Here is a 19,857-nt window from a genome sequence, read left to right as displayed (position 1 = left end):
CCGAAGGGTTCTTTCTGCTCATTCTGCGGGGTAGGCGACGGTTTTCATCTCGGTGTATTGCTCGAATCCGGCAAGCCCGTTCTGCCGTCCGACACCGCTGGCCTTGTAACCACCGAATGGAGCATCGGCGCTGTACGCGGCCGTTCCGTTGATTCCGATGAAACCGGCTCGAAGCCGGCGTGCCAGTGCGAGGGAATGATCGATCGAACCGGACATGACATTCCCGGCGAGCCCGTACGGACTATCGTTCGCGATCCGGACCGCGTCGTCCTCGTCCTCGTACGGAATCGCCGCCAGCACAGGGCCGAAAATCTCTTCCTGGGCGATGGTCATCTTGTTGTCGACATCGACGAATAGCGTGGGCTTGACGAAGTAACCCTTGTCGAGCCCCTCGGGCCGCTCCGGTCCGCCGGACAACAGGGTCGCGCCCTCTTCGATGCCCTTGCGGATGTAGCCGAGCACGCGCTCACGCTGCCTCGCCGAAATCACGGGGCCACACAGCGTCGACGGATCCTGCGGGTCACCGGGAGCGACCGCGTCGTACATCGCCTTCAGCATCGCCACGCCCTCGTCGTAACGCGAACGCGGAAGCAGGAGTCGGGTCGGGTTGGCGCAGCCCTGACCGGCGTGCATGCACGGGGCAATGCCGATAGCGCAGGCAAATCCGAAGTCGGCGTCCTCGCAGATGATGGTCGCAGACTTTCCACCGAGCTCGAGGAACAGCCGCTTCATCGTCGCTGCGGACTTCTCCATGATCCGCTGCCCGACCGCAGTCGAACCGGTGAAGGAGATGAGATCGACCTTGGGCGAGAGGGTGAGTTCCTCGCCGACAAGGTGATCCGATGCGGTCACGACATTCACCACGCCGGCCGGGATGTCGGTGTGCTCGGCGATGAGCCGGCCCAGGCGGGTCGCGTTGAACGGTGTGTCCGGTGCCGGCTTGAGCACCACGGTGTTCCCTGTCGCCAGCGCCTGCGCCAGCTTGTGCAGCGAAACCTCGAACGGGAAGTTCCACGGCACGATCGCACCGACCACGCCGACCGCCTCGCGCCATACCTTGCGGGTCGTATTGACACCGGTCACCGAGACGAACGCGTCGCCGAGATCGGTTTCCCAGGGGAACTCTTCGATGAGCTTGGCCGGGTACGTCAGTCCGTCGGACAGCGGAGCATCGAGCTGCGGCCCGAAGGTGATCGCCCGCGGGCAACCCGCCTCCAGGATCAGTTCCTCGCGCAGTTCCTCGCGCTCGGCCTCGAGCGCTTCCTGCAGCTGCAGCAGGCATTTCGCTCGGAACGCACGATCGGTCGACCACGTAGTCTCGTCGAATGCTCGACGTGCCGCATCGATCGCCCGGCGCATGTCCGCGACTGATCCATCGGCGACCTCGCCGATGACCTCCTCGGTGGCGGGGTTGACGTTCGTGAAGGTTCCCGCACTGCCGTCGACAAGCTTTCCATCGATCAGCATCCGAGATTCGAACCGTGGGACAACTTTGTCAGCCATGGATCTTGGTCTCCTCGCTGTAGCTTTCGGTCGGCTGTGCCGATCCGGCCTCGTCCGTTATGGTGTTCGACTGATCGCCGGCCGGGTCGGATTCAACCGGCGGCACTACGTCGGCAGGGCTGGGCGGTTTCTGAAACTTCATCACCAGCACGACAATTCGCTGCATCACCGGCGCGGAATCACCTTGGCCGCGGCGATCAGCGCGCGAGTGCCGATGCCCAGTTTGACGACACCGGGACGCATGGCGCCCTGTCTGGGCAATCCCATCGCCAGCCGCGAGACCTGGTGCATCGCCCGTCCGGGCAGTAATCGGTTGGACACAACCAGGGAGGTTGCGTCGATGCCCGTCGACCGGCGCACGATCGGCCGGGTGTCGTCGAGCGCCTTCGCCAGCTCCTTCGCGAACTTCTCCGGTGAGTGGGCGATTTTCATCGCGGCGCGACCACGCTTGTCGATCGTCGCGTGGTGACGGCCGTACGGACCCTCGAAATCACGGAAGGTCTGCGTGCCGTGATCGGTAATGATGTCGGTGTCGAACACTCCGGTGACGATGACGGTGACACCGAGGCCGAAGGCTGCGATCTCGCCGGCGAGCGACTCCGCCCAGCGTTCGGTCGCGCCCTTGGCCGCCGAGTACGCGGCGATCGCCGGCATACCGCGCACCCCGCCCGCACTCGAGATCACCACGATCCGGCCCCGCCCAGCGGCCCGCATCCCGGGCAGCAGGGCCTTGGTCAGCGCGACGGGACCGAACAGGTGCGTCGTAAACATCTGCTGCCACAACTCCATCGGAGTTTCCTCGACGGTGCCGGCGGATGCGATCCCCGCGTTGTGCACCAACGCATCCGGCGCCCCGACGGCCGCCGCTATCGCGGCCGCCGCGGCAACGATCGAGTCCTCATCGAGGAGGTCGAGCCGCACACCGATCAATCGGGGATCGTCTGCGGCGGCGCCCGTCTCGGCACGCAATGCGGCCATCCCGGTGTCGACCGAGCGCATCGCTGCGACCACCCGCCAACCGTGCCGATACAGGTGGGCGGCCGACGCGAGGCCCAGGCCGCGCGATGCCCCGGTGACGACAACACTGCGCGACTCGGTCACTGCTCTGCTCCGCATCGATCGCTCGTCGAGGCGAACTCGACGTCTGGACGTCCGTTCGGCTGGCCACTCATCCACTCCGACCAGATGCCGACAGAGTATGGGCCGGCTGCGCCGTTCTCTTCGTAGAACCCTTGTGGGTCAAAGACCTTCGCATCCGGATACGGCCACGGGCAGGCAACCGAGGTGGCCTGACCGGACCACTTGATCGCAGCGAACCAGCCGCCGTAGATGAAGTAGGAAATGTTCATGATCACGGCCATCACGATGACCATTCCGACAAACGGGCGCTTCGGGAAGATCCGGGCCCGCTGCGCAAGCTTCTCGGCGACCGTGCGGCCGCTGTCGTCGCGATAGATCAGCACGCCGGCCGGGATCATCACGAACGTCACCGACAGCGACTCCCACAAGAGCGGGAACTGGTGCGTCGTACCGGCGAAGATCGTCCCGAACGGAATGGCTTGGGAGTAGATGTACATCCCGGTGCGAACCAGCGACACCTCGAGAATCATGTCGAAGGCGAACCCGATCACCAGGATCAAGCCGGCCAGGCAGATCAGCGGATGCCGCCACACGAACGATTCCGGACTGCGCGCGGCCTGCAGCTTACGCAGAATGGCGACCGCCGGGAAGTACGGGCCGAGGTAGAACAACACATAGCCGATCACCACGAACGGTTCGACAGTGGGCGACAGCGACACCAGCGGCCAATCCTCGGGCCAGTGCCACAGCAACGGGTTGTAGACCGCGAACGGCGCCCAGTTCATGATCGGGTCCTGCCAGACGATCACGGTCGTCATGAAGCCCATGATCAGCACCGGGTTCCGGGGGTTTTGCCGGAACATGCGCACCCAGATCACGATCACCGTCAGGACGAGCAGGATGGTGCCGATATGGATTACCGCGATCCAGTGGTCGAAGCCGAAGAGCGGCTCAACCGGTCGCGGTGCGCCTTCGACCTCGGGATTGCGGATCCGGTCGGACACTGCCCCGCGCCGCGCGTTGGCCGCGATGAACCAGAGCACCAGCAAGGCCAGCGCCAGCAGGCCCCAACCGAGGTAGGAACGTTTGGTCGGTGGGCTCTGCTCGCCGGGTATGCGCTGCGGCGGCGCGGAACCGCCTGCCGGAGCGCTTTGTTCGGTCGTCACGGCTATTCCTCACCGAACCGGTCGACCAGGTGGGTGGTGACGCCGTCGGGATCGAGGCGCCGCGCCACGAGGTACCCGGCGCCCATCCATGCCCGACGGGTCCACTTCCCGAACGACACCCTGGTGCCGGGCGCCCCCGACGCGGCCGGCAGCATCTTCACCCGCTCCAGCGCCTCTTTGACGCCCCGCGGACTCAGTGGGTGCGAGTCGGTGAACGCCTGCAGCAGCGTGGTGGCAACATCGCGATTCACCACCGGCACGCAGTACTCCGGCCGGCGCCCGAGTTTCTCCTGGTAAAGATCGAGAAACGCCTGGCCGACCCGGTTGTGCTCGTCGTATTGATCGATGCCGGTCCAGCCGAGCAATGCGTTCCACATCACCGGATTCACCCAGGCGTTCTGGAACGCGGTACTGGTGTACCTGGGCGGATCCCAGCCCAACGCCTCGAGCGCCGGATTGACGAACACGATGCCGAAGCCGAAGCCGCAGTGCACAATCGCGTCGACCTTCGCCTCGTGCAGTGTCTGCACCGCTCCGCCGACATCCTGAGCGGTCTGCGCGATCGACACCTCGGCAGTGATGCGAATTCCTTTGCTGCGGCATGCCTTTTGAAAGTTCTTCAGGTAGCTCTCGCCGACCAGCGATTTCTCGATGATGACACCGACCTCGCGGTGCCCTGCCTTGGCAAGCAGATCCGCCCAGAAGATGGGCTCGTCGGTCATCGACCCCTGCGGGAATGCGAAGGTCCACTCCCCCAGCCAGTCGTCGGTTCCGGTGACGCTGATCCCCGGAACCTTGAACCTCTCCTCGATCGCTTCCTTCGTGGGGACGGCGTTGTCGGTGATGTTCGGCCCGAACACCACCAGGCAACCTTCGTCGACGAGTTCGCCGTAGGCGTCGATAACCGCCTTGACCGAACCCTTGGGCAAGCCCTCGACTTCGCGGTAGACCATCTCCACCGGTCGGTCGATGATGCCTCGCTCGCGGGCATCCGCGAAGACCATCTCGAAGGGCCGGGTCAGGTCGTCACGCATTGTCTCCGGGAAGAAATCCGGGAGTTTGAAGTCCATCAGATATCCGACCTTGATCGGTTGTGCCGTGCTTTCGTAGGACATGTCACCTCCGAGGGTGCGCAGGCATTGTCCCGCGCGAACAACCTAATCTTTGTTCCAACCTAGCGGGACGGCCTGCCATGGTCAATCCCCTTGCCGGACATTGTCGTCGGGCAGATAGGCGTCGATCATCTCGAACAGCCCGCCGGCCACCAGTGCGTCGTCGGTCAACGGTCCGGCAATGGCCGCACGCGCGGCGGTCCGTGCACCCAATCCCTCGGCGACCAATCGTCCGGCGGCGATGAGCACCCGCGTCGAGGCGACCTCGCGCAGACCCGCTGTGTCGACCCGCCGGATTGCCTGCCCGAGCCGCACGAGTGCGGCCGCGACGTCGGTGCTGACGCCCGACTCGCTGGCGACGATCTTCTCCTCCACATCGGGTGCGGGAAAACCGAACTCGATGGCGACCATCCGCTGCCGTGTCGAATCCTTCAGGTCCTTCAGCACGCTCTGATAGCCCGGGTTGTACGACACCACCAGGCCGAAACCCGGTGCCGCATCGAGGGTCTCCCCCAGCCGTTCGATCGGCAACTGCCGCCGATAATCGGCGAGCGGATGGAGTACGACAGTCGTGTCCTGACGCGCCTCCACCACCTCGTCGAGGTAGCAGATCGCCCCTTCGCGCACCGCCCGCGTCAGCGGTCCGTCGGCCCATTCGGTCTCGCCACCGCGCAGCAAGTACCGGCCGACCAGGTCGGCGGTGGTCAGATCGTCATGGCAGGAAACGGTGATCAGGGGCCGGTCGAGGTCGTAGGCCATCGCCTCGACGAAACGGGTCTTGCCGCAGCCGGTCGGGCCCTTCAACACGATCGACATGCCCTGCCGGTATGCGGCCTTGAATACCTGCTCCTCATTGTCGACCGCGACGTAGTACGGGCGCGTTCCGCTTACCATGAGATTTCCTTCCCGCGCGGTCGATTCCGCGCGCCGGGTGTGCTGCGCCTCGTCGGCGCAGCGAGCTGCTAGGGGGCACTGACGCGGGGATCCCGCTGGGCGTGTGGTCGGTGCCGCTGCGCGATGCGTCGACGCATGTCTGCGGCGCTCAGCGCCGACCGGAACAGCGGCGCGATTACCCGACTCAGCTGCTCGGGGCGCGGAATCGTCGCGTGTGCCGCGCTGCCGAAGGCTCGACGCAGATCCTCGGTGTCGGTCCCGGCGCCGATCGTCAGGCACAGACAACCGATCCCGCGCGCACGCGATTCGGCGAGCGCTCGCCGAACGTCGGCCGAGCCGTAGGCACGTTCGTAGCCGTGGTCGTAGGCCAGTCCATCGGACAACACCACGAGGAGGCGTCGCGATGCACCGCCCTCGCGCTCGAGTACCGCGGTACCGTGCCGGACCGCGGCGCCCAACCGGGAGTAGGCCGCGGGCATGAGCCCCGCCAGCCGCCGCAGCGCCAGCTCGTCGAGGTTGTCGTCGAATCGCTTGAGCGCCGACAACCACACCGACGAACGACCCTGCGAGTTGTACGCGTAGAGCGCGACGCGGTCGCCGAGTTCGTGCAACGCCATCGTGATCGCGGCGGCTGCCGCGCGCTGTTCGTCGTGCACGGTCGTTCCCCCCGCGCCCGGCTCGCCCGCCGAGCCGGACACGTCGAGGAGGACGAGCACGGCGAGGTCACGTCGCCGCCGCACGCTTTCGATGTAGACCGCCTCGTCGGGAACGGTTCCCGCGAGCGCCTCGACCCGCGCCTCGACGGCCGCGTCGAGGTCGATGTCGTCACCCTGAAACTGGCGGTGCCGACGCTCGATCCCTACTCCGAGGCGAGCAAGCGGGCGGCGCAGTGCATGACCCGACCAGTCTCCGGGGTGGCCGGCGGCATCGGGCGGCGGTGCTGCCTCCAGCACGGTGCACCAGTCCGGGCGGTACGCCCGCCGCCCGGCATCCCACTCCGGGTAGGTCCATTTGCGGCCGTCGCCGAGTACTTCCTCGTCCGACTCGGCGCGGGCGGTGGAGAAGATGCGTGGGCCGCCACCGCGGGCACCCGATCGCAACCGGTGCGACGGAGTGTCGGCGCCGGGCGTACCACCCTCGCCACCCAGCTTGCGGACCGCGCCGAGCATTCGCTGGAGTAGCCGACCGATGCCCCCGCCCCCGGAGACCGGGCTGGAGACGATGTCGAGGATGTCGGCCTCGCCGGTCTCGTCATCGAGTTCGGCCAACTCGCGGTCGTTCCGGCGGCGCGGCGCGTGCGTTGCTGCCGCTGGTCCGAATTCCTTGCCCGCGTCGCTTTCTCGCATCTGACGTGGCCGGATGGCACCGAAGGCGGAGGGCGGATCGGGCAGGACGTCATCCGATGACGCAAGGGCCAACGAGGCGGTCGGCGAGTCGCTGCGCGCGGCGAGGTTCCAGTCGACCAAGGGCCGCACCGCGGGTGGCAGCACGTCCTCGTTGCAGGCCAGCGCACGATGCCCCTCGACCGCCAGGTAGCGCCGGGTGAGGTTGGTCCGGCGGGCGACCCTGCGCAGCACGGCCGCGTCGAGGCTGCCTGCCGCCAGTAGCGACGCCTGCACCGTCACGGACTCGAGCAGCCGCGCTGTGCCGGCGCCGGGATCGACGTAAATCGCGCTGCCATCCGTCCAGGCCGCTTCACCGCCATCGAGGGCGAGCACTCGAAGCGGACGGCCTGCCACCGCGCCCGCGATGAGCTCCCATCGCCGCACACCGGCGGTCCGATCCTGGTCGAACTGCAACCCGCACCCCGATCCAACATCGTTGACCTAATATCTGTTCCACAGTAGGGTGAGGCGCGACGGCAAGTCAATGCCAAGGACACAACACGAATCACGAACCAGGCAGTCCGGCTCCGGGCGGTAGACTCACACCTCCGGTGTGCCATGTTCCGCATCCTGTCGAAGGACCGTGCGGGCACAACTCGAGGGGAGTCCGTACTGTGCAGCCGAGGCGTGAGGCGCCCCGTTCCCCGACCACCCCGCCGAGTTCGCGCGCACGTGTGCTCGACCTCGCCGCTGGCAATGACGGCACGTCCGTCGACGTCACGCGGCGCAACGAGATACTTCAGGCCGCCAACACCGTGATCGCGTCCTCGGGTCTGCGCACCTCGCTGCAGCAGATCGCGGAGTCCGCCGGAATCCTCGCGGGAAGCCTTTACCACCACTTCGACTCCAAAGAAGCGATCCTCATCGAGTTGATCCGCCGGTACCACGCCGAACTGGACCGGATCGGCGAAACCGCACTACTCCGGCTCGACGATCCCGAGGCCGGGCCCATCCCAGAGCAGATCTTCGCGCTGGCGGTGTCGATCGCGGAGTGCGCGGTGCGCAACAGCGCCGCACTGCAGTTGTCGTTCTACGAGGGGCCCAGCGACGATCCCGAACTGAAAGCACTGACCAGCCGCGCGCCGACCACCCTGAATACAGCGATGCTGCAGGCATTGCGCGCGGCGCGATGGAGCGGCTATCTGCGGCCCGACATCGATCTGCCTACGCTGGCCGACCGAGTGTGCCAGACGATGCTGCACGTCGGCATCGACGTGATCCGCAACAACGCCGCACCCGATCGCACCGCCACGGTGCTGTGCCGGATTCTTTTCGACGGACTCGCGACACGCCGGCGCGACGATACCGAACTCGACGAGTCGAGTGCCTTCGCCGCCGCCGACGAGGTGGTCCGAACCTGGGCATCCGAGTCGGCAGCCGATCCCGATGACCGGGCCGCCCATGTTCGGGCGGTGGCCCGAGAAGAGTTCGGCCGCAAGGGGTATGAATTCACCACCGTGCGAGACATTGCCGCGGCCGCCGGTATGGGGACCGGGACGGTGTACCGCTTGATCGGCTCGAAGGACGAACTGCTCGGCTCGATCATGCTGTCCTTCGGCGACAAGCTCGCCGCGGGCTGGACCAGTGTGCTGCAGTCGGATTCGACGCCTATCGAGAAGATCGACGCGCTCAGCTGGGTGAACATCAGCGCGCTCGACCAGTTCAGCGACGAGTTCCGCATCCAGCTCGCGTGGATGCGGCAGACCCCACCCGGTGCTACCGATCCGGCCTGGTCGTTCGGGACCCGCGTGCGCCAGATGAAGCACCTGCTCGCCGAGGGCGTGCGCTCGGGAGAAATCCGGATCGAAAGCCCGTCGTCGGACATGCTCGCGCGCTGCGTCATCGGAGTGCAGTGGATCCCGGAGAACATCCTGCTGCAGGTCGGTCGGCGGGCCGCGCTCGTGCACGCACGAGACACGGTTGTGCGCGGCGTTGCCGAACGCGCCGACGGCTGACGCACTCCTTACCGGGTGCAAATTGTGTTCGCGGGTGCGAAGTTTCGACCCCACGAACACATGTTCACCGTCGGCGAGTGGCAGGTCCAGGACTTCGGCCGATACTTCGGCCAGAACGCTCGGATCCATCCTGTAGGCCATCGTTGGTTCTTCGGTCGGTGCGTGCGGGTCAAAGTGATGTCACACCAGTCCTCGGGGTCGGACCAATCCGAGGTCCAATTGGGTGATCCAGCCGGGCGGAGCGTCACAGACATCGGGGATCGCGTGGATCGCACTCATCGCGGTCCAGTTGTAGCCGGGATGCGCAAACGATCCGTCGGGGCGCGTCCCGCCCTCGAGTGTGAGTTCGGTCGGCGGATCTCCGTCGATGACGATCCGGTACCGCGTCTTGCCCCAATCCCAAGCCGGATCGAGGTTGCTCGCATCGCCGGTCGTGTACATGGCGTGAAAGACGATCAGCGGCTTGCCGTCGGACCAAGCCGTCCAGTCGTGCCGCTGTGCGGCCACCGACCCACTCCGGATCACTCCCAGTTGATGCGTTATGTCCTCGGTCGCGGTCGCTGCAGTCAATTCTGTTGTGACTTCGTCGATCTCCCGTCCCAGCCCGTCGGCGATCGTTGCCATCGCCTGGGCGAAGAAGGGTACGCCCATGCCCAGCATGGTCGGGTTGGATAGGAAGTCGTCCTTGCCCTTGCCGAATCCGAAGAGACCGAGGTGATCTTCCAGGGGCGCGTCGGTGAGGACATTCACGATCTCGTACACGTGGATCGTGTCTATCCGACTGACGACTCGCGCAAGCGTGAGCGGCAGGACGTCGCCCGCATAGCCTGGATGGATACCGCCGCCATGGAAGCTGGTACCCCCGGCTCGGCATGCGGCCTCGATCTTGGCTCCGTCGATCTGGTTGTCCTTGTTCGGATGAAAGTAACCAGCGGTGGTGACGACGTTCTTGCCGGTGCGCAGTATTCGGCAGATCGTTTCGACGTCGGCGAACAACCAGGGGGTGTAGAACACGCAATCGGCGTCCATAGCCAGGATTGCCTCGACGTCGTCGGTCGCGACTACGCCCACCGGCTCGATGCCGGCGATCTGGCCCGCATCCTTGCCCACCTTTTCCTTGTCGTGCACCAGGACACCCACCAGGTCGAACGCCGGACTGGCGGCGAAGTGACGGATTCCGATCTTCCCGACGCGCCCGCTCATCCACTGGATGACGCGGTAGGTCTGTTCGGACATCGACTGGCTACTCGCTATCCTGAATTCCGCGGAACACCGTCTGCCGTGACCCCGCGAGGAAGCAGCAGTGGCAGGTCGTTGTAGGTGGCGATACCGGGCGGAGCCGCGACAACAGCAGGTATGGCAGTGATCGCCGGCATGGCTGTGATGGTCAATCCGAGCATGATGAAGTCGTCGAGCGTTTCAGCAACAAAGTCCGGTGGCGGCTCGAAACTAAGCGTGCTCTTCACGGTCGGGCGGCCCTCGACTGTGATTGTGTAACCGAAATCGGTCGACCAGGACGGGTCCAAGGATTGGCCCTTGGTCCACACACCACGGATCGCGATGACCTCACGATCGCCGACGAAGCCCTTCCACCGGACGTCGATTCCCGCGACACAGCCTTTCTTGATCGTCCAATCACCGGGCAACTCGAGGTCTTCGGTGGTTTGCGCGTAGTCGACTTCACAGCGGATAGCGTCGAGTTCGACTCCGAGAGCATCGGCGACAAGGATTACCGCTTCCCGGAAGATTCCGGAGCCCTTCTCCGTAATTGCACGCAGGTCCGGCTGGTCAATGGGATAGCCGAAGCCCATCGGCTTTTCGGTTGCCGGCGAGTTGTAGATGGTGGTGTCGAAGGACTCCACGATGGAGATGCGATCGACCCGGTCCGAGATTCCGGCGGTGACGATCGCGAAGAGCTGTATGAAGCCCGGATTGATGCCGCTGCCGAAGATCGTGGCACCGCCCTGCTCGCAGGCCTTGGCGATGAGCTCGCGCTGCTCGCCGAGTTGATGGCCGGTAATGAATTCCGAAGTGGTCACCACGTTGATGCCCGCACCGAGAATCAGGATCAGTTCGTCGACGTTCGCGAACATCGGGTTGTAGACCACGCAGTCCGGCTCGAGGGCGAGAAGCGCATCGATGTCCTCGGTAGCAATCACACCGAGGGTTTCGATCCCACACAGGTCACCGACATCGCGGCCGACCTTGTCCGGGGACCATGCGTAGCATCCGACAATTTGCAGCAGTGGGTTCGACGCTATCGCATGCACCGACTTCTTTCCGACGTTGCCGGTGGTCCACTGAACGATCCGGTAGGTCACCTGCGCGGTCCCTGTGACAACACCCCACGGCCCACGATCGTCGGGAGGTCGAGGAACGTACGGACACCCGGCGCCGCGGCACACACCGGCGCGATGGCGTGCACGGCATGCATCGCAGTGCCCAAGCAACCCTGTTCCGTGTCGTCCTCGTCGTGGATTGCGATTCGGGATTCCAGCACCATCGACGGAAGCCCCTCGACGGTGACCTTCCAGCCACGCCCGTTCGGCCATTCGGGCGCCTGATCGGTGCCCACTCGGGTGATGTGCTCGACGGTCAACGCCCGCCGGCCTTCGATGACGGCAGTGAGGGAAAACCGTTGCGCAGAGACGGTTCCGGCTTCAATGCGGCCAGCCTTGATCTCGATCGGCTGATCGGTGACCGCAACCTGGCGCTCCCAAATATAGTCGTCGATCGTCGCGCCGAGGCCTTCGGCCAATAGCATCAGCGGCGCTTTGAACGGCACTGCGCCGATCGCTGCGTCGTCCATCAGGACCTTTTCCTCCGGCGGCTTGCCGAAACCCATCACATCGAACATCACGAAGGGAACGTTGTAGGTGGTGTAATCCATCAATTCCTGCACCAGCAGGGAATCGATCCGGCGGAATAGCCCCGACATCGTCAGCGGCAGTACTTCGGCTGCCCAACCCGGCTGAATACCGGTGGCATGAAACGAACTCTGCCCTTCGGCACAGGCCGCCTCGAGCCTCTCGACCACGTCCTCGCCCGCGCTCTTCGGATAGATCCAGGCCGTTACCGCGGTAGAGACGACGTTCTTGCCCGAGGCCAGCAAGCGACAGATGTCGTCGAGAGCCTCGGGCGGGTTCCACTCGCCCTCGGCCATATACAGCACGCAGTCCGCGTCGATAGCGATGATCTCGTCGGGGTCGGCGGTGGCGGTGACTCCGATCCGACCGATCCCGCATACCTCGCCGATATCGCGTCCCACCTTGGCTTCGTTGTAGACGCGGGCGCCGACCAACTCCAGATCGGGATGGTCATGTACCGCCGCAAGTGCTTGGCTGCCGACATTGCCTGTCGCCCACTGAATGACGCGAAGTCTGTCGGTCATGGGTTACCTCCGGATTGTTGTTCCCCGGATTGTTGTTGTTCCATTGCCTCGCGTGCCTCCCGCTCGTCGTGGCGACGGACGAGTTCGCGGAACCCGAGCCGGTCGTACTTCGGCGTCGGCTGAATACCCCACTCATCCTTGGCGGTGTCTTTTCCTTCCGCGCCCTCGGGGGGTCCGAGCGGCGGGTACGGGTACTTGCACTCCAGCGTGTCATCGGAGTAGCGGACCTTGAGGAGTTCGCTGCAGACCTCCGTGAGGCTCAGCGTCGGGAATCCGTAGTAGACCGCCATGAACGGCAGCGTGAATGCGCCCTCGATGACCAGCGCGATCAGGCAAACCAGGACCGCCCGTTTGATGATTCGGTGCATGCGCGCGTAGTACGGGGTTGTGCCCGGTGGCAGATCCTCGGCGACGTTCTCTTCCTCGGTAGGAGACGTGGTGCTCATTGATGTGCTCCTCAGTGTCGTTCAGTCGGTGAAGATTTCGCGATTGACCGTGTGCAGATACGGGATCGCGAGGAAAGGAGTGATGTAGAAGATGTCGTACATCCACCAACCGATGACCGGAAACACCACGCCCGCATACCGGACGTCGGCGTACATCGTCATGTTGAAGATGTAGGCGGTCCAGATCACCACGCCCATCCAGCAGGTGACGATCAGCCACTGATGACCCCACCGCTTCATCTGCAGAAACCCGATCGCCGCCGCGACGCGCATCGCAAACACCGTGAGAATCAGCCCGCCCACATAGGCCTTCTCACCGGGACCAGCTGCGCCGCCCATCCACAGTTCGTTGTAGTGCCAGAAGTAGCCGGCATCGAACATGTTGCCCCAGCCGACCATGAGCACACGGTTGATCAGGGTGTGGTTGGCGACCAGGTCCAGCGCCCAGCCCAGACTGTTCAGCATCCCGTCGATGAGGACGAGATAGCCGATCAACGTCACGATCATCGGACGAACGGAAAGCCCGCTGCGCAGCGCTTGTCTTTGCAGCCACACCCCGCGCATGAAGATGGGAAATCCGATCAGACCCGGGGCCCACATCCCCATCAGTGCCGCTCCGACGATCATCCACTTGTCGGCCCTGCGTTGAGCGAGCCGCGATTCGTCGTGGTGTTCCTCGAGGCCAACCGAACCGCCGGATCCGGTTGCTGTCACGGCATTGATCCCGGAACGGCGGCCCAGCAGCGGCAGATTCACAGGTTCCACCATCCTCGGTCGAAGGACATGTACATCTGAATGAGAAACATCGTCAGCAGGTATCCGTAGATGACGATTTGGAAGACGATGAGTGCCCTCTTACGCTTCTTTTCCTTCAGGTCCACCATTTTTCGAGCCTCCTCCAGTGTTATCGCGCGCTCGAGGCGCCACGGGCAAGCAAGCCGGCCGCCGCGACTTCGCGGAGACCGTCGGCGATCGCGCCGTCGGCGCTGAGCGGCGCGAGGATGCAGGCTTCAGCTGCTTCCAATTCGGTTGCGCCGGCGGCGATCAGCTGCGCCGCTGTCACGAGTACCCGAGTCGAGGGTGGCTCGAAGTGGAAAGCGTCGTCCGCGGTGCGGATCGCGATGGCGCATGCGACCAGACGCGCTGCCGTGGACAGGCCGATTCCGGCCTCGGCGACGACGACTTCGGCTTCTCGATCGGGTGGCAAATAATCCATCGATAGCGTGACGAACCGCTGCCGGAATGACGGCTTCAATTCCTTCAATGAGCTGCGGTATGCCGGATTGTACGAACACACCAGCATGAATTCGCCTGGCGCGTTCACGACTTCGTTGGCACGGTCCAGATAGAGGGCGCGACGATGATCGGTGAGCGAATGCAGGATGGCCAGTGAGTCATGGCGGGCTTCGACGACCTCATCTAGGTAGCAGATAGCGCCCGCCTTGACGGCTCTCGTCAGCGGACCATCGGTCCAAATGACGTCGCCACCGGTCACCATGAAGCGTCCGACGAGGTCCGAACTCGTCAAATCATCGTGGCAGCTGATCGTGACAACAGGGCGGCGAAGCAGTGACCCCATGTGCTCTACGAAACGAGTCTTACCGCATCCCGTGGGACCGGTGAGCATGACGGGGATCTTGCGTTCGAAAGCCTGCTCGAAGAGCCTGACTTCGTTACCGGTCGCGTAGTAGCTATTGGTCGTCATCTGTCCCTCGGACTTCCGGCGGTCATGCGGACACCAGCTCACGATGGACGTGCGCGAGAACCCGTGGAAGCTCCTCCACGCGTCGGATGCGTTGTGAGCGGCGAGGTCCGAAGACCTCCGGGAGTGGGTCGACCCGCGCCGGCCCGACACCGACGTAATAGACGGATACGCCGGCATCGACGGCTTCCTGCACCGCATGCGCGACATCGGCCCATGCGTAGCGGCCCTCGTAGCCCTCGTCGGAAATCATTCCGTCGCCGATCACGATGATCAGCCGACGTTCCGAGGGCTGTGCGAGCAGTCTGCTCGTCAGATGGCGGATGGGCGCACCGAGTCGCGTGTACCCGGCGGTCGAGAGCCCGAGTCCGCTCGGCGGCACGAACGTTGTGTCACCGAAGTCCTTGAGGCAGCGCACTTCGACGCGATGCCGGGTGTTGCCCGTGAAGACGAAGATGCCGTGGCGTTCGCGGGCGCGGTTCATCGCTCGCGACAGTGCATCGGCGCACGCGAGTTCGAGGCGGAAGATCCGCCCACCCTGTACGCCCAACGACGAACTGCCGTCGAGCAGAAGCGCTGTGCTGACGTCTCGGCTACTGGGCAGCATCTCGCGGAACACCCGCGGCTGCTCGGCCTCGCCCGTTCGCAAATCGATGTAGTGGTTGACGTACTGGTCGACGTCCAGGTCGGAACCGTCTTCGAGGCGGTTGGTCATCGCCCGGTGCGTGTGTTCTTCGAACCACTTCCGGAGGTCGGTGGACATCGTCTTGGATTCACCGATGCCGCCGCTACGACCGAGCTCGAGAACCGCCACATGATCAGGCATGAACCTCTTCGTCCAGGCGTTCCACTCCGGATAGGGAATCCCTGGACGGTGCTCCGGTGAGACGTCGATGTCGTTGTCTTCCGGCCGACTCGGTGGCGGCAGGTTCGGGTTGCGGACTCCACCGTCGCCACCGACGGGCACCGAGTATGGCTGCGGCATTCGTTTTTGGGTGCTGGTCCAGGGCATCCTGCCGAACTGGCGACGCAGCTTGTCGACGAGTCCGCCGGGCATCGTCATCGAGGCGGACAGGCGGCCCAGCAGTTGATCCTCGGGAACCTCGCCACCACCACGGGCAAGCTCGATTGCGCGGCGAATCATTTCTGCCGCGCTCACCTCGGCGTCGTCGACTTCGAGTTCGGGCAGCAGCCTGTCGAACTCCGGCATCAACCCAGGCCACCTCGCGGCAATCCACCCAAGGGCGACCCCCGCCTCGACTCGCGTAAGTGCCCGCAGTTCACGGGTCGACATCTCGTCGAGCCGAAACTCCGCGAGGCGCTCCTTTGATGGCGAACACTGCAGTGCGACACCACATGTCAGCGTCCGTCGGGTCCAATCGAGCCGAGACGGCGGATATGGAACAAGCACGAATGTGCGCGCAGCATTCAAACCGAACCGGCGGCTGGACCCGGTCACCAAACGCACACCCACGCGGCGGTTCTCGCTCATGGCCACCGCTGTCAGCGCGCAACTGCGCTCGATCTCGATGGCCGGCGCGTGCGCAATATCGATCATGCGCACGCCAGTCCTGCAGCGGGCCGGCCGAAGGCGGGTGCACTGCTCAGAAGGTTCCGATGTTGGAGAACATCCAATACCAGAACCAAATGATCAGCCCCGTGCCACCCCAAGCGGCGGCATATCGGAGCAGTTCCCAGACGTAGTCCATTGCCGGTCCTCCTGGTGGATGGATCATGATCTGCTGCGCACCCGGGCCGGGTGGTACGACGAATCACCGAACCTCCGGCCCGCGCAATCGTCGACTTCAGCTGTCGCGTCATGATGCGTTCTTTCTAACCCACTGATTGACTGAGGTCAATAGAAGTCTCGTGCCACAGCCCTATGGATCTGGATCTTGGGCCGAAACCCAGCTAGTACATTGCTATCTACTAGGTGATCCATCCCGTGCGGGGCGCCGGATTGATGATTTCAGTCAAATGGACTGGGTCAGTCGGTGAAGATTTCGCGGTTGACCGTGTGTAGATACGGGATCGCGAGGAAGGGAGTGATGTAGAAGATGTCGTAGAGCCACCAACCGATGACCGGGAACACCACGCCCGCATACCGGACGTCGGCGTACATCGTCATGTTGAATACGTAGCCGACCCAGATCACGACACCCATCCAGCAGGTGACGACCAGCCACTGATGACCCCACCGCTTCATCTGCAGAAACCCGATCGCCGCGGCAATTCGCATGGTGAACACCGTCAGGATCAATCCGACTTCCCAGGCCTTCTCGCCCGGACCCGCGGCTCCGCCGACCCACAGTTCGTTGTAGTGCCAGAAATAGCCCGCATCGAACATGTTGCCCCAGCCGTTCAGCAGCACACGGGCCAGCAACGTATGTCCGGCAACCAGGTCCAGTGCCCAGCCCACGGTATTGATCGCCGCGTCGATGATGATCAGGTAACCGAGCAAGGTGACCATCATGGGCCGCACGGACAACCCGATGCGCTGCGCTCGGCGTAGCAGCCAGATGCCGCGCAGGAACAGTGGTAGGCCGAAGATGCCCAGCGCCGCGGTGCCTATCAGAAAGCTGCCGGAGATGAGCCACTTATCGGCCTGCCGCTGCGCCAGGCGCGACTCCTCCAGGTGCGCGTCGAAAGACAGTCCCTCGCGAATTTGATTCCCGGCCAGCTCATTTGCACCGCTGCCGCCGCGGCGCAAGTTCAATCGAGGCATCAAACTCCTCTGTAGAGCAAGTCCACCGAACCGCGCCGGCCCGGATGAGGTCTTCGCGTCAGATCTGCCCGGGAACCGCCATACTCCGCAGCGTTCGCTTCACGTGATCGGTGATGAGCTCGCCGCGCAGCGGTTCGTTCGTCGTGATCGCAAGCGCATAGAGCCCCAAGAGGAAGAACACCGCGCTGTTCAGCGCAATGACCTCGGGGTCCAGGTCACCGCGTTCGCGCGCGTGCTCGATCCGTTGAGCAAGCAACACGACGAGCGCATGATCCCTGCCATCCTCGGCGGGCGGTCGTGATTGCGAAAAGTGCAGGGCCAGAAATTCTCTGAACAACACCTCGCCAAGCCGACGCTCGAGGCCCAACACCAGTCGCACGGCCTCGTTCAATGCCGACGCCAGGTCGTGATTCGACCCGAGATACTGACCGAACTGCTTGGCCATGCGGTTCTCTTCACGCCGCTCGAGTTCGAGCAGGACATGTTCCTTGGTCGGAAAATGGAAGAAGAACGTTCCGTGCGCGACGCCCGCTGCGGTGACAATTGCGCCCACGTCGGCGTCGGCCATGCCCGACCGGGTGAACTCCGCGACGGCGGCGCCCATCAATCGCTCCCTCGTCTGGAGGCGCTTCGCCTCACGCGCGGAGGGTCCTTCCTTCACAGCCATGCCCGTTCCTTCTCGAGATCGACCCGACTCACCGAACTGCGCGGGCCCCACAGCCACGACACTATCGCTTGTGGCGCACGTGCATGTGGTGCCACTCTTCCTAGCTCACAATTATGACTTCAGTCAATGACCTTCTTCCGTTCCGGTACCGCAAGCGATACCGTCCGAGGGCATGGGACGCGGGGAAAGCCTGGGATCAAAGGCTTATCTGCCGGTCCCATCTGCGGGCACCCGGCGCACACATTTCCCGTTGATTTGACCTTGGTCAGACTGGAGGCGGCACACGTGAGGATCCTCGAAGCGGCTCAGGATCTGCCCACCGCGGGAAACATCAAAGCCCAGTGGGTGAGCCTGTGGACAGCGCCGGTAGTGGCAGCCGTGCTTTTGCTGGCCTTCCTTGCGTTCCCAGGTTTCTGGCCACCGATGTCGCCGCAGCTATCCGCCCAGGAGGTCTCATCGTTCTACGGTGAACACACCGCCTGGATCCGTTTCAGCATGGTGACATTCAATCTGTGCGGCATCATGATCCTGCCGTTCTTCATGGTGATCGTCGTCCAGATGAAGCGCATGCGGACGCAGAGCCACGTGTTCGCGTACTGCTACCTCACGGCAGTGGTCAGCGGTGCGACAGTATTCGCACTGTCGAACATCTTCTTCCTCGTCGCAGCGTTCCGGCCCGACCGCGACCCCAACATCGTCATGGTCCTCAACGACCTGGCGTGGATCGTCTTCATCGCACCGATCGGCATGGTCGTGAGCCAATTCCTGCTACTGGCCGTGGCGGTCTACTTCGACGACGGGCCCAACCCGGTGTTTCCGCGTTGGGTCGGGCACTATTCGCTGGTCACCGCGCTGATGATGATCCCGGCCGCCGGCGCCGCGGTGTTCCAGACGGGCCCCCTGGCCTGGGACGGGGCAATCTCGTTCTGGCTTCGCAACGGCTCCTACGCAGTCTTTGTCGTCGTCATGTTCTTCGTGCTGCGCGGCGCCGTACGCCGCCAAGCCATCGAGGAGGGCGTTGTGGAGGTTGTGGCCCGTTGAGTACGCCGACTCCCGCGTCGTCCGCGGAAACGGCCGGCCGGGCGCCGGGAGGCAAGCCCGACGTCTGGTTGATCTACTGGATCTTCCCCGGTTTCTACGCCGCCTTCGGCGTGATCATCTGTCTGCTGACCAGGGTCACGCCGCCGCCGCGACCCGACATCGCGACAGTGGACAAGGTCGCGTTCTTCACCGCACACGGCACCACGATCCAGATCGGATTCGGTCTGCTGCTGATCCTGCTCGGCGGGGCGGCCGTCACCAACGGCATCGTCGTTTATCACATGAAACGCATGTCGGTCGGATCCGTCCTCGCCTACGGCTACCTCGGCGGAATGGCTGTCGGCGCGTTGCCCGGATTTCTCCTCGTCGCCGCGTGCTTCCTGACCGCCACGTTCCGCACGGACCGCAACCCCGAGGTACTCGGCATGCTCTACGACCTCGGAATGCTCTCCTACAACGGGTCATTGGGCTGCTTCTCTGCCGCGTACCTCGCGTTGGCGATCGCCATAGTGTACGACAAGAACGAAATCTTCCCGAGGTGGTTCGCCTATGTGAGCATCTGGCAGATCATCACCGAGGTCATCGCCACCCAAATGTTCGTGTTCCACGCGGGTCCTTTCGCATGGAACGGATCCCTCGCATTCTGGTGGTCCGTCGTCGTCTTTTCGGTCTGGCTCGGCGCCCTCATGGTGCTGCTGAAGCGGGCCACCGAACGCGAACCCGCCGACTCCCCCGCGCTGGACTGAACCGACCGAAGGACCTGGCCCGTGACGCACTCGGAATCCGTGAC

Annotated in this window: 20 protein-coding genes; 3 read left to right on the top strand and 17 right to left on the bottom strand. The window is 64.2% G+C overall.

The genetic code is table 11. From position 1 onward, the window contains the following. Positions 1-18: 18 nt before the first annotated feature. The 7 genes from OG921_RS14150 to OG921_RS14120 all read right to left on the bottom strand — a co-directional run bounded on the left by OG921_RS14150 (position 19) and on the right by OG921_RS14120 (position 7,554). Positions 19-1,467 (bottom strand): aldehyde dehydrogenase family protein, encoded by a 1,449-nt coding sequence (locus OG921_RS14150; protein ID WP_266113235.1) that lies wholly within the window; start codon positions 1,465-1,467, stop codon positions 19-21. A 28-nt stretch (positions 1,468-1,495) separates the two neighbouring features. Continuing rightward, positions 1,496-1,669, bottom strand: a complete 174-nt coding sequence (locus OG921_RS14145) for a hypothetical protein (RefSeq protein ID WP_266113089.1) — start codon at positions 1,667-1,669, stop codon at positions 1,496-1,498. Beyond that, positions 1,669-2,619, bottom strand: a complete 951-nt coding sequence (locus OG921_RS14140) for an SDR family oxidoreductase (protein ID WP_266113088.1) — start codon at positions 2,617-2,619, stop codon at positions 1,669-1,671. The genes OG921_RS14145 and OG921_RS14140 overlap by 1 nt, the downstream gene beginning before the upstream one ends. Then, complete coding sequence (locus OG921_RS14135; RefSeq protein ID WP_266113234.1) at positions 2,601-3,647, bottom strand: spirocyclase AveC family protein; 1,047 nt, start codon at positions 3,645-3,647, stop codon at positions 2,601-2,603. Before OG921_RS14135 ends, OG921_RS14140 begins: the two co-directional genes overlap by 19 nt. Positions 3,648-3,751: 104 nt before the next feature. Beyond that, positions 3,752-4,864, bottom strand: coding sequence for an ABC transporter substrate-binding protein (locus tag OG921_RS14130; protein ID WP_266113087.1), 1,113 nt, complete (start codon positions 4,862-4,864; stop codon positions 3,752-3,754). Positions 4,865-4,945: 81 nt separating this feature from the next. Then, entirely contained in the window at positions 4,946-5,755 is an 810-nt protein-coding gene (locus OG921_RS14125) for a CbbQ/NirQ/NorQ/GpvN family protein (RefSeq protein ID WP_266113086.1), read from the bottom strand. Between the two features lie 68 nt (positions 5,756-5,823). Next, entirely contained in the window at positions 5,824-7,554 is a 1,731-nt protein-coding gene (locus OG921_RS14120) for a nitric oxide reductase activation protein NorD (protein ID WP_266113085.1), read from the bottom strand. Between the two features lie 260 nt (positions 7,555-7,814). On the opposite strand from OG921_RS14120, the gene OG921_RS14115 reads away from it, so the two are divergent. Beyond that, entirely contained in the window at positions 7,815-9,095 is a 1,281-nt protein-coding gene (locus OG921_RS14115) for a TetR/AcrR family transcriptional regulator (RefSeq protein WP_266113233.1), read from the top strand. Between the two features lie 180 nt (positions 9,096-9,275). Here OG921_RS14115 and OG921_RS14110 read toward each other — a convergent pair whose 3' ends face one another. The 10 genes from OG921_RS14110 to OG921_RS14065 form a co-directional block, all read right to left on the bottom strand. Continuing rightward, positions 9,276-10,331 (bottom strand): dihydrodipicolinate reductase, encoded by a 1,056-nt coding sequence (locus OG921_RS14110; protein ID WP_266113084.1) that lies wholly within the window; start codon positions 10,329-10,331, stop codon positions 9,276-9,278. 14 nt (positions 10,332-10,345) lie between these two features. Then, positions 10,346-11,416, bottom strand: coding sequence for a dihydrodipicolinate reductase (locus OG921_RS14105; protein WP_266113083.1), 1,071 nt, complete (start codon positions 11,414-11,416; stop codon positions 10,346-10,348). Further along, the gene (locus OG921_RS14100) at positions 11,413-12,486 is read right to left on the bottom strand and encodes a dihydrodipicolinate reductase (RefSeq protein ID WP_266113082.1); all 1,074 of its coding nucleotides are present in this window, start codon (positions 12,484-12,486) and stop codon (positions 11,413-11,415) included. Before OG921_RS14100 ends, OG921_RS14105 begins: the two co-directional genes overlap by 4 nt. Next, positions 12,483-12,932, bottom strand: coding sequence for a hypothetical protein (locus tag OG921_RS14095; protein ID WP_266113081.1), 450 nt, complete (start codon positions 12,930-12,932; stop codon positions 12,483-12,485). Before OG921_RS14095 ends, OG921_RS14100 begins: the two co-directional genes overlap by 4 nt. Before the next feature lie 21 nt (positions 12,933-12,953). After that, a complete protein-coding gene (locus OG921_RS14090; RefSeq protein ID WP_266113080.1) occupies positions 12,954-13,688 on the bottom strand; it encodes a hypothetical protein in 735 nt (244 codons plus the stop codon). Beyond that, positions 13,685-13,816 (bottom strand): hypothetical protein, encoded by a 132-nt coding sequence (locus OG921_RS14085; RefSeq protein ID WP_266113248.1) that lies wholly within the window; start codon positions 13,814-13,816, stop codon positions 13,685-13,687. The genes OG921_RS14090 and OG921_RS14085 overlap by 4 nt, the downstream gene beginning before the upstream one ends. A gap of 20 nt (positions 13,817-13,836) precedes the next feature. Beyond that, positions 13,837-14,637 (bottom strand): CbbQ/NirQ/NorQ/GpvN family protein, encoded by an 801-nt coding sequence (locus tag OG921_RS14080; protein WP_266113232.1) that lies wholly within the window; start codon positions 14,635-14,637, stop codon positions 13,837-13,839. A gap of 22 nt (positions 14,638-14,659) precedes the next feature. Then, positions 14,660-16,192 (bottom strand): nitric oxide reductase activation protein NorD, encoded by a 1,533-nt coding sequence (locus tag OG921_RS14075; protein WP_266113079.1) that lies wholly within the window; start codon positions 16,190-16,192, stop codon positions 14,660-14,662. A 429-nt stretch (positions 16,193-16,621) separates the two neighbouring features. Next, positions 16,622-17,350 carry a hypothetical protein gene (locus OG921_RS14070; protein ID WP_266113231.1) on the bottom strand — a complete coding sequence of 243 codons (729 nt, stop codon included), beginning with the start codon at positions 17,348-17,350 and terminating at the stop codon, positions 16,622-16,624. Between the two features lie 67 nt (positions 17,351-17,417). Next, on the bottom strand, positions 17,418-18,026 hold the full coding sequence (locus OG921_RS14065) for a TetR/AcrR family transcriptional regulator (protein WP_266113078.1): 609 nt from the start codon (positions 18,024-18,026) through the stop codon (positions 17,418-17,420). A 285-nt stretch (positions 18,027-18,311) separates the two neighbouring features. On the opposite strand from OG921_RS14065, the gene OG921_RS14060 reads away from it, so the two are divergent. Both OG921_RS14060 and OG921_RS14055 read left to right on the top strand, forming a co-directional pair. Then, the gene (locus OG921_RS14060) at positions 18,312-19,067 is read left to right on the top strand and encodes a hypothetical protein (RefSeq protein ID WP_266113230.1); all 756 of its coding nucleotides are present in this window, start codon (positions 18,312-18,314) and stop codon (positions 19,065-19,067) included. After that, complete coding sequence (locus tag OG921_RS14055) at positions 19,064-19,813, top strand: hypothetical protein (protein WP_266113077.1); 750 nt, start codon at positions 19,064-19,066, stop codon at positions 19,811-19,813. The genes OG921_RS14060 and OG921_RS14055 overlap by 4 nt, the downstream gene beginning before the upstream one ends. The last annotated feature ends 44 nt before the right edge of the window (positions 19,814-19,857 follow it).

Source organism: Aldersonia sp. NBC_00410 (genome assembly GCF_026342035.1).
GTDB lineage: Bacteria > Actinomycetota > Actinomycetes > Mycobacteriales > Mycobacteriaceae > Aldersonia.
Note: the sequence above shows the minus strand (reverse complement) of the source record. Positions and strands in the feature narration are given on the sequence as shown.